The following is a 10,752-nucleotide window of genomic DNA, read 5'->3' as shown; positions in this document are numbered from 1 at the left end:
AAGTAGTAACAGGACAAATCTCAGGAATAGACATAATGGATTTAGAAGATGCTGTAAGGGCTTTATGGAAGGAAGGAATCTATGCTGAAAGTGGTATGGGTTGTACAGGGCCTATAGTTCTTGTAAGTGAAGCAAAGATTGATAATGCTACTGATGCCCTTGTAAAAGCAGGTTTTGTCGCTAAAGAAAGCAATGATTGTTAATATACAATCAATAAAATAAGTGGTAAATTATATGGAAAACATATTTTATAGTGTAATGAAATTATAGAAAATAAACTAAACCCCTTATGTTAGGGGTTTAGTTTCAGATTGTTGACAAAGTCAACAAGATGTCAGGCTGTTTAGAAATTCGAAGTTCGAGGCGTGCTGAAACCGAGAGGCCGTAGCGTATACAGACATACGTAAGGGTTCTTGGGTGAAGCAACAACGAAGAAATTCGGGTTTCTAAATAGCCAGAAACTAAACCCCTTATGTTAGGGGTTTAGTTTATTATTTGTAAATGATGCAATTGTTTGTTTCATATAAAATAATGTTCTATCAACAGCACTGTCTATGGTGTAATCTACTTGATTATTTAATACCCTTGAAAGCATACCACGATAAATGAGTAGATGCATTTCATTAATGGCTTCAAGATCCTCTTCTTGAACTAAAAGTTCAGATATACTGGATTTGAGTATTGCCCTGTTCCTGTCATAAATATTTTGGCCTAGAAGCATTGGCAGTAAGTCCATAGACTGATCTCCAAGTTCTTCTGGAAAAATTTTGTAATATTCCTTAATATCATCATTTAATGAACGGCTAAATTTATCGAAAAAAATTGTATAATATATCTTAGGTTTTCTAAAGGAATGATAGCAAAAGTATTTCCAAATGCAAAAGTATTTATCAATGGGGTTTTTCATATTTTTTAAATATTTAGGTAAACTGAGAACATATTCTCTTAAATATTTCATAGAAGCAAAAAAAACTAAATGATCTAAATTTTCAAAATAATTATATAGTGTAGCACTATTGTATCCAGCAATATCAGATACTCTCCTAATAGTAATAGCCTCAATTCCCTCATTTTCAATGATTTCATTTGTAGCCTCAATAAAGTAGCTCATCATGCGCCTTTTTTGAATCCCTTTTTTATTCATTTTAATTCACCCAACTATAGACAAACAATATTAATATTTTAAATTTATTAAATGAGTAAATTGCATAATTACTCTCTATAAAAAACACCTACCAAATGTAGTTTTAAAATCTCAAAAGCTATACCATTAAACATACCTATAGCTTAATTAATTACATCAAAGATGATAGTTCCATATTAGGCTTAGCCAATTAAGGATTATGCAATTTCTTTAGATTTTAAAATTGTTTATCTCTAAAATATTTTAATTTCATAAGTATTATAACATACTGACGGATATAGTTTGTAGAAAATTTTACAAACAGGTAGTTATATTTAATTCCAAAATAAGTTATTAAATTGAATAATTATCACTTAAAAAGTTAATTACTATATATAGTTTAAAAAAACCTAAGAGGTTCTAATATTTAGAGTTCTGTGTAATGTATCCATCTAAAAGAATGTTGGATTATGGAGAAAATAAAAAAAATGTAAAATTAAATCATGAATATACAATAAACGAATTTACAATTTAATCATGGTTATGATATAATTGAATTGGTTAGAAAAATAACAAGTTTCTTTATGCAAAAGTTGGTAACGTTTTCCTTGAATGTGCATAAGTATAAAGTTATTTTTCTAGGAATAATAAAATGATGAAAGGAGTGTAAAAATGAAATTAGAAATTGGTAATTTTCATGTAAAAGATATTGTCTTTGGGGACAAAACTGGATATGAAAATGGAATTTTGACTATTAATAAGGAAGAAGCTTTGGCTGTAGTTAAAGAAGACGAGCATATTACTGAAGCAGATATAGTTATAGCAAAGCCAGGTGACAAAATAAGATTAGTTCCAGTAAAGGAAGCAATTGAACCGAGACATAGAGTAGGAGGAGGACCAATATTTCCTGGTGTAACAGGAGACCTTATGCAATCAGGAAATGGTAAAACTCTAGCTCTTAAAGAGTGTAGCGTATTAGTTGTAGGAAAACACTGGGGTGGTTTCCAAGATGGATTAATCGATATGAGCGGAGAGGGCGCTAAATACACATATTTCTCCCAGTTAAAAAATATTGTTTTAGTTGCTGATACCGATGAAGAATTTGAAAAACGTGAGCAGCAAAAGAAAAACCGTGCTTTAAGATGGGCAGGAATGCGTTTGGCAGAGTATGTTGGAAGCTGTGTAGCTGAAATGAAGCCAGAGGATGTAGAGACTTATGAATTGGAGCCTGTAACTAAGCGTTCTAAAGAAGTAAACGATTTACCAAGTACCGTACTTGTATTACAACCACAATCACAAATGGAAGAAATGGGATATAATGATCTTGTATATGGATGGGATTGCAATCATATGGTACCAACATTTATGCATCCAAATGAAGTTTTAGATGGAGCTATGATTTCTGGATCATTTATGCCTTGTTCGTCAAAATGGGCAACGTATGATTTCCAAAATCTACCTATGATTAAACGTTTATATCAAGAGCATGGAAAAACTATCAACTTCCTAGGTGTGATCATGTCTAACTTAAATGTTGCCCTAGAACAAAAAGAAAGATCTGCTCAATTTGTTGCTCAAATGGCAAAGTCATTAGGAGCGGATAGTGCTATAGTAGCAGAAGAAGGTTATGGTAACCCAGATGCAGACTTTATAGCTTGTATAGTAGCGTTAGAAGATGCAGGAGTTAAGACTATAGGACTTACAAATGAGTGTACAGGAAGAGATGGTGCATCACAGCCCCTAGTAACATTAGATCCAAAGGCTGATGCAATCGTATCCTGTGGTAATGTATCAGAGCTTATCAAGCTTCCACCTATGGAAACAGTAATAGGTGAATTACAAGCATTAGCTAGAGACGGTTTATCCGGTGGATGGGCTGATGATGAGATACTTGGATCTTCAGTTAAAGAAGATGGTTCTATAATTATGGAAAATAATGCTATGTTCTGTGGAGACCGAGTTGTAGGTTGGTCTACTAAGACAATGGTTGAATATTAAGGAGGTGGCTAGGAAGATGAAAAAAGCGATTCTATATCTAAATCAGTTTTTTGGACAAGTTGGTGGAGAAGATGTAGCAGATTATGCTCCAGAGATTAGAGAAGGCTTAGTAGGACCGGCAATGGCTCTAAATAAAGCTTTAGGTGATGATGTAGAAGTTACTCATACTATTATCTGTGGGGATAACTTCATGGGATCAAGAAAAGATGAAGCAGTTGAAACTATCTTAGGATTCCTAGATGATCTAGAGTTTGACATATTCTTTGCGGGACCGGCATTCAGGGCAGGAAGATACGGTGCAGCTTGTGGACATATAAGTAAGGCTGTAAAAGAAAAATATGGGGTGCCTGTAATAACTTCTATGAATGATGAAAACCCTGGTGTTCAAATGTTTAGCAAGGAAATGTATATATTTAAAGGCGGAAAAAGTGCTGCTGCAATGAGAAAAGACACTAAAGCAATGGCAGATTTTGCAAATAAATTAATAAATGGGCAAGAGCTTCTATCAGCAGAAGAAGAAGGGTACTATGGAAGAGGAGTAAGACATCAAAAATGGTTAAATCCTCCAGTGCCAGCTGTGGATAGGGTTATAGACATGCTTCTTAAAAAGGTTAATGGAGAGAAGTTTGTTAGTGAATTACCTATACCAGAATTAGACTTGGTTCCAATAGCACCAGCTATCAAAGATTTAAGCAAAGCAAAGATAGCATTAGCTACAACAGGTGGTATAGTACCAGTGGATAATCCAGACAGAATTCAATCAGCTTCTGCTACAAGATGGGGTAAATATGATGTATCTGAATTGGACAATCTTCCAGGTGGAGTATATAAAACTATTCATGCAGGTTTTGACCCAGCTGCCGCAGATGCAAATCCAGATGTAATAGTACCTTTAGATGCGTTAAGAGCATATGAAAAAGAAGGTAAGATTGGATCAGTACACAATTATTTCTATACAACAGTTGGAACAGGAACTACTCAAGCTGAAGCAGCAAGAATGGGTAAAGAGATTGTTGAACATCTTAAAGCCGATGGAGTAGATGCAGTTATCATGACATCTACCTGAGGTACCTGTACTCGTTGCGGTGCAACGATGGTAAAGGAAATTGAGAAGGCTGGAATTACAATAGTACAAATGGCAAACTTAATTCCAGTAGCTAAGACCGTTGGATCAAACAGAATGGTTCCGACAATATCTATTCCATATCCTCTAGGTGACCCAAGTACTTCAGAAGAAGAACAGTGGAAGCTTAGATATCATAGGGTAGGAGTGGCATTAGATTCTTTACAAACAGAAATAAAAGAACAGACAGTATTTAAAGTGAAGATATAGTAGTCATTTAAATATAGTGCTAGTTGGATTAACTAGCACTATATTAATAATACGAGGAGGAATATGATGAATAAAAAGCAAGGTAGTAAGGTGGTTTATTATATATCACTAATAGTTACATTTGTTATAGTAATATGGGGTATTCTTGGTAAGGATAGCTTTGAAGCTGCAGCAAATGGATTATATAAATTTCTAACCCTTAACTTTGGATGGTCTTATCTTTTGTCAATGTTCTTGTTTGTAGGATTCGCAATATTTTTAGCTTTTAGTAAATATGGTGATATAAAATTAGGGCCCGACGATTCAGAGCCTGATTTTAAAACTTCATCATGGTTTGCAATGCTATTTGGTGCAGGAATGGGAATAGGTCTTGTATTCTGGGGAGTGGCAGAACCATTAAATCATTATATTGCTCCACCATTTGGAATACAGGGAGGAACTCCAGAAGCAGCTAATTTTGCCATGAAACAATCCTTTATGCACTGGGGATTTCATCCATGGGCTAATTACAGTATAATAGGACTTGCTTTAGCATATTTCCAATTTAGAAAAAACAAACCAGGCCTAATAAGTAGTATATTCATACCTTTAATTGGAGAAGAAAGAGTAAATGGACCCATTGGTAAAATGATAGATATATTTGCTGTATTTGCTACTGTTGCAGGAGTTGCAACTTCCCTTGGACTTGGAACTATGCAAATAAATGGTGGATTAAATTATTTATTTGGATTACCAAAAACTACTGTGGTACAGGTATCTATAATTGCAATAGTAACTCTTATTTATATATGGACAGCGGTTACAGGAATTGAAAAGGGGATTAAACTCTTATCGGATATAAACCTAGTTACAGCAATTGCACTATTAGGGCTTACTATATTAATAGGACCTACAATAAAAATAATAAACTCATTTACAAATGGAGTAGGTATGTATATGAGTGGATTTATAAGAGACAGTTTTCACATTGAGCCCTTTGGAGATAATAAATGGATTGGGGACTGGACTGTTTTCTATTGGGCTTGGTGGATAGCGTGGGCTCCATTTGTTGGAACCTTTATAGCCCGTATATCTAGAGGTAGAACTATCAAAGAATTTATTATAGGTGTTATAGTAGCACCTTCAGTTGCTTCCTTTGTATGGTTTGCCGCTTTCGGTACATTAGGAATTGATCTTGGAGTTGGAGCAGCTTCAGAGGCTGCACAGGTTACAGAAACAGCATTGTTTGTTGTTATGAAGCAATATCCTCTAGGAAATATAATCTCTTTAATAGCTGTATTCTTATTATGTACTTTCTTCATAACCTCCGCAAACTCTGCCACTTTTGTACTAGGAATGTTTACGTCAAATGGAGATTTAAATCCATCAAATTCCAAGAAAATAGTATGGGGAGTTGTTCAAGCATTACTTGCTTTAGCATTACTTCTAGCAGGTGGACTTAAAACCCTACAGATTGGATCAGTGGCTGCAGCATTCCCATTCATATTTGTAATGATATTTGCATGTATTTCACTGGTTAAAGCACTTAGTAATGATGAGAAATTTAGTTAGATATTAAATTAAAATATATCAATTTTAAATACTCTGGAGTAATCTGGAGTTTTTTTTTATAAAAATTTTGTAGCTTTCATGTAATGAAAAATTAAATTTTTGTAAATTTAAGCTGAAAAAAGGAGTTCTAATGAGAATTGTAGAAATAAATAAAAGCTGGTCAATAATATATTTTAGACAATTGGTCAAACTACATAATTATATTATTTAAAAACCACCTATTATTATGGGGCTTTGAAGGTTGTAAATCTATATCAAATGTATTATAGAAATTTGACAAGTTAACATCATACAAGTTTTTGAAGTATAGGGATTTTAGTATAAACTTTAATTTATACACGTCCAAAATGCCCAGAATCATCGCATATTTGTCCATGTATAAATTAAGTTATGATATGAAAACCCTATATAGAGAGTTTAGGGTGAATCTTAATTTATACATATAAAAATATCCCATGTTTTGGGGGATTTTTTGTATGCATAAATTAAAGTTTTGACTGGAATCTCTATAAGTATTTTATCTGACATAGGGAGAGATAATCATGAACAAAGAAAGTCAATTCATAAAGAAGGCTAATTTTACAGTATTATTAGTTACATGGAGTATAATTGCAGTATTGGCTGTGGGATTTATACTTGAATATTTAAAGGGTAGCAGAAGCCTTACATATATCATAGTCATACTGGCTAGTGGTATATTATTTACTCTTATGGCTAACCTGCTATATTTTAAGAATCCTTCAAGTAAATATTTAAAGGTTCTAGTTTTCATTGGTTTTTTTATAATGTATACCAGTACAATGCTAACAGCAAAAACAAAACTAGCATTTATATTTGTATTTCCATTACTAACCTGTTTTTCTTTATATTTTAACAAAAAATTTATTCATCTTGTTACTAGCCTAACATTCCTTTTAAATGTATATTATGTAATAAATAAAATGGGAATGGGGAATGTAAGTTCCTTAGATACAACTATGTATACTATGCAGATTTTAACAATGATTATGTATATTATTGTATTAAATGCAGTTGTTTTAATGTCTTCTAAATTTAAGTCTGAATTAGTAGAAAATATTACAAAAATAGAAGCTGCCAAGAAAATTGAAAGGGATATGGTTAATGATATATTAAATACAGCCAAGGTAGTAGATAACAATACCATAGGGGTTAATAATATTATAGGAAAACTTTCTATATCAACTAATACTATAGCCGATGCTGTATCAGAAATATCTACTGGGGCTCAAAATACTGCTGAAGAGATCCAGGAACAAACCATATTGGCTGAAGATATTCATGAAAAGATAATAAATACATTTGAAATGTCTAAAGAGATGGATGAGGATTCTATTATAACCGAAGATGTGGCTAAACGAGGAATGGAGATTGTTAATATTTTAGGTGAAAAAAATAAGGTTGTTAATGAAAATAATGATATAGTTGTTTCTATAATTAACGCTCTAAATCAAGAGTCTAAAGGAATAAAAGAAATTACAAAAATGATTACTAATATAGCAGAACAAACTAATTTACTTGCCTTAAATGCTGCCATAGAAGCCAATAGAGTCGGTGAAGCTGGAAAGGGATTTGCAGTGGTAGCTAATGAAATCAGAGACCTAGCGGAACAAAGTAAAGACTCGGCGGAAAAAATATCCTATACTATTAATGAGCTAGGTAATAGAACGGAGAAAGCAGTAGAATCCGCCATCAATCTTAAGAATATTAATGACGAACAAAATAATATGATTGTTGAAAGTGAAAATGTACTTGTGGAGATCAATGCAAATACATCTAAGGTTAGGAACAAGATACAGCTGATTAATGAACGAATAAATAGTATATTAAATGCAAATGAAAAAATGGTTGAGGGAGTAACTAATATATCCGCCATTGCTGAAGAAACTATTGCCACCACTGAAGAAGCAGCAGTAATAGCGAATGAGCATATTAGTGAAGCAAATGAAGCTCAAAGGCTAGTTCAAGAATTGGCTACAGCCTCTAATAATCTAAAAAAATATGAATACTAGATATACTATAAGTTTCACAAGAATGTCTCAAAACATAATTATTTGAGACATTCTTATTTTTTTGCACAATAACTATAAAAATAATAAATCACAACCCTAGGACTATGTAATTTAGAAAATGGGACTACAATACTAAAATATAATTAGTGCTTTAAGAGTATGAAATTATTACTTTTGATGGATAGTCGAAATTTGTAGAAAAATGTATAATTAAGTCAAGTAAAGACTAAAAAAGGGGGAAGGAAATATGTTAATGAATTTAGTGAATTATTTCAACACCCATGTAAAGTCGCACATTGATAATGAAAAAGGGCAGGGTATGGTGGAATATGGACTAATACTCGCGGTTATAGCAGCAGTTGTAATTGCGTCCTTCACAAGTATTGGAAGCAACTTGGCAACAAAGTTAGCGGATACAGTGACAAAGCTTAACCCATAATTTAAATAAGTATAATTACATAACATGAGTTAACCCTACAAAATGTAGGGTTTTTCTCATAGTGAAAATGAGGTGACTCATATATGCCTACAAGAAAGCTATTAAAAAGTAAAAAAGGTCAGGCAATGGTGGAAATGGCAATAGTTATTCCTATTTTACTTATTATTTTAATGGGAATATTTGAGTTTGGAAGAATATTTAATACTTACATAATATTAACCAATGCATCAAGGGAGGGTGCTAGAAGAGCTGCATTAGGAGCTAGTGATACTGAGGTTAATGAGAAGATAAACAATGCAGTACTATATTTAGATTCTACTAATCTAACTACCCTCATAACTCCATCAAAAAGTAGTAGAAAAAGGGGCAGTGAAGTAAAGATAAATATTCAGTATGATGTAGATATAATTGCACCTATTATAGATACAATCATACCAAATCCCTTTCATTTAGAAACCCAGACGGTTATGAGGGTTGAATAAAATGACAAGTATGGTTAAGATGCTGAAAAACAAAAAAGGTGCAGTAAATATAATAGTTATTATAGGTTTAATTGGAATCTTAGGTTCCCTTGCATTGGTAATTGATGTGGGCTTTCTATTTCTAGAAAAAAGTAAACTTTCAAATGCTGCCGACGCAGCAGTACTTGCGGGGGCACAGGAACTACCCTTTGATAAAAATGAAGCAATAAATATTGCCAATCATTATGGGGAAGTAAACGGAGCTTCTTTAAACAAGATAAATATAGTAATAACAGAGGGCAATTCAAAGATAGAAGCTAATATAAATAATGATGTAGTTTTTGCTTTTTCAAAGATACTAGGATTTGATAAAGCAAATGTTATGGTCAGCTCAGCTGCAATGGTTGGGCCAGTAACAGAGGTTTATGATGGAATAAGACCTTTGGTTGTAGAACATCAGTCTTTTATATATGGACAACGGGTTATATTAAAGGAGGGAGCTGGAGATGGATATAAAGGTAATTATGGAGCTGTGGCTTTAGGCGGAAGTGGAGCCAATGTATATCGAAACAATATAAAATTGGGATATAACGGAAAACTTAAAATTGGAGATATAATTTATACTGAACCGGGAAACATGTCGGGACCAACTGTTCAGGGGGTAGAGTATATTACTGATAGGGATAATTCTAACTTTAATAATTTTGCTAGGGATTCTTTAAGAATTTGGACCATACCTGTAGTAGAAAGTCTTCAAGTAAATGGAAGAAAACCTGTAGTTATAGTTGGCTTTGCAGTGTTTTTTTTAGAAGATGCTAAAAAGAAATCTGGGAAAACAGAGATAACTGGACGATTTATTGAATTTGTAACAAATGGAGATATTGATACAGGACAAAGTGATTATGGACTAAAAGGAGTTAAACTCATTAAATGACAATAAATGTATATAAGTTGTGGGAATTGTATAATCTTGGGGATGATCTCAAAATACGAAATATTAATTATGCAATTTCCTCAGTTAAAAGGACGTGAGAAAATGGGACAAGGAAATGCAAATGGGTTTAATATAAAGCTGTTACTTATATCCTTAGCCTTAGCAATATTAGCAACATATATAGGTTACGGCTATCTAAAAAAAATTGAAAATGCTTCTTTAGATAAGCCTAAATATATAAAAATCATTGTAGCAGCTCGTGACATCCCGGCAAGGGCAAAAATAGACTCTAATATGATAGAAGAAATAGAAGTAAATGAAACAAGCTATTTGTTGAACTCACTTCAGAAAAAGGATGAAATATTGGGTAAGTTCACAAAGGAAAAAATATTAAAGGGAGAATTAATCCCAAGGGAAAGGCTTATGGAGGAAGATACAGAGGATCTTTCCTTAAGAATTCCAGAGGGTAAGAGGGCCGTATCCATTTCTATGGACGAGATGAGTGGAGTCGGAGACTTAATCAGACCTGGAGATTATGTAGATGTATATGTAACTGTGGATCAATATATCATAGATAAAAAAACCTCCAAAACAATATATCCACAAATAACAAAATTATTACTTCAAGATATTGAAGTTCTAGCAGTTAGCAAGGAGATGAAAAGGGTTGATGATCAAAGAACAGATATACCCGTTGCTTATGCCGTTACACTGGGAGTCAATGCTTATGAAGGAGAAAAATTAGTACATGGAGAGGATTTCGGTAGACTTAAACTGGCACTGAGACCTCTTACTGATAAGAACATATATAATACACCGGGAACTATACGCTTCGATATAGTCCCAGAAAAGGGTGTATTTACAATTCAAAAATAGAAAGAGC

At 33.1% G+C, this 10,752-nt stretch carries 10 protein-coding genes; 9 read left to right on the top strand and 1 reads right to left on the bottom strand.

The genetic code is table 11. From position 1 onward, the window contains the following. A partial coding sequence (locus N4A68_20515; GenBank protein MCT4566686.1) for a glycine reductase occupies positions 1-203 on the top strand: 203 nt, incomplete at its 5' end. A gap of 272 nt (positions 204-475) precedes the next feature. On the opposite strand, the gene N4A68_20510 is transcribed toward N4A68_20515, so the two are convergent. Then, complete coding sequence (locus N4A68_20510) at positions 476-1,144, bottom strand: TetR/AcrR family transcriptional regulator (protein MCT4566685.1); 669 nt, start codon at positions 1,142-1,144, stop codon at positions 476-478. 651 nt (positions 1,145-1,795) lie between these two features. Here N4A68_20510 and N4A68_20505 point away from each other — a divergent pair. The 8 genes from N4A68_20505 (at position 1,796) to cpaB (ending at position 10,745) form a co-directional block, all read left to right on the top strand. Beyond that, on the top strand, positions 1,796-3,121 hold the full coding sequence (locus N4A68_20505; protein MCT4566684.1) for a glycine/sarcosine/betaine reductase component B subunit: 1,326 nt from the start codon (positions 1,796-1,798) through the stop codon (positions 3,119-3,121). A gap of 16 nt (positions 3,122-3,137) precedes the next feature. Then, positions 3,138-4,454 (top strand): betaine reductase selenoprotein B, encoded by a 1,317-nt coding sequence (grdH, locus tag N4A68_20500; protein ID MCT4566683.1) that lies wholly within the window; start codon positions 3,138-3,140, stop codon positions 4,452-4,454. Between the two features lie 63 nt (positions 4,455-4,517). Continuing rightward, positions 4,518-6,005 carry a BCCT family transporter gene (locus N4A68_20495; GenBank protein MCT4566682.1) on the top strand — a complete coding sequence of 496 codons (1,488 nt, stop codon included), beginning with the start codon at positions 4,518-4,520 and terminating at the stop codon, positions 6,003-6,005. Between the two features lie 542 nt (positions 6,006-6,547). Beyond that, positions 6,548-8,035: a methyl-accepting chemotaxis protein gene (locus N4A68_20490; GenBank protein ID MCT4566681.1), complete on the top strand. Its 1,488-nt coding sequence runs from the start codon at positions 6,548-6,550 to the stop codon at positions 8,033-8,035. 253 nt (positions 8,036-8,288) lie between these two features. Further along, positions 8,289-8,474, top strand: coding sequence for a Flp family type IVb pilin (locus N4A68_20485; protein ID MCT4566680.1), 186 nt, complete (start codon positions 8,289-8,291; stop codon positions 8,472-8,474). A gap of 83 nt (positions 8,475-8,557) precedes the next feature. Next, positions 8,558-8,956 carry a pilus assembly protein gene (locus N4A68_20480; protein MCT4566679.1) on the top strand — a complete coding sequence of 133 codons (399 nt, stop codon included), beginning with the start codon at positions 8,558-8,560 and terminating at the stop codon, positions 8,954-8,956. A 1-nt stretch (position 8,957) separates the two neighbouring features. Then, on the top strand, positions 8,958-9,869 hold the full coding sequence (locus N4A68_20475) for a pilus assembly protein TadG-related protein (GenBank protein ID MCT4566678.1): 912 nt from the start codon (positions 8,958-8,960) through the stop codon (positions 9,867-9,869). A 102-nt stretch (positions 9,870-9,971) separates the two neighbouring features. Continuing rightward, entirely contained in the window at positions 9,972-10,745 is a 774-nt protein-coding gene (gene cpaB, locus N4A68_20470) for a Flp pilus assembly protein CpaB (GenBank protein ID MCT4566677.1), read from the top strand. The last annotated feature ends 7 nt before the right edge of the window (positions 10,746-10,752 follow it).

The sequence above is a fragment of the Maledivibacter sp. genome (genome assembly GCA_025210375.1).
Classification (GTDB): domain Bacteria; phylum Bacillota; class Clostridia; order Peptostreptococcales; family Caminicellaceae; genus JAOASB01.
This window is presented reverse-complemented; position numbering and strand designations above follow the sequence as displayed.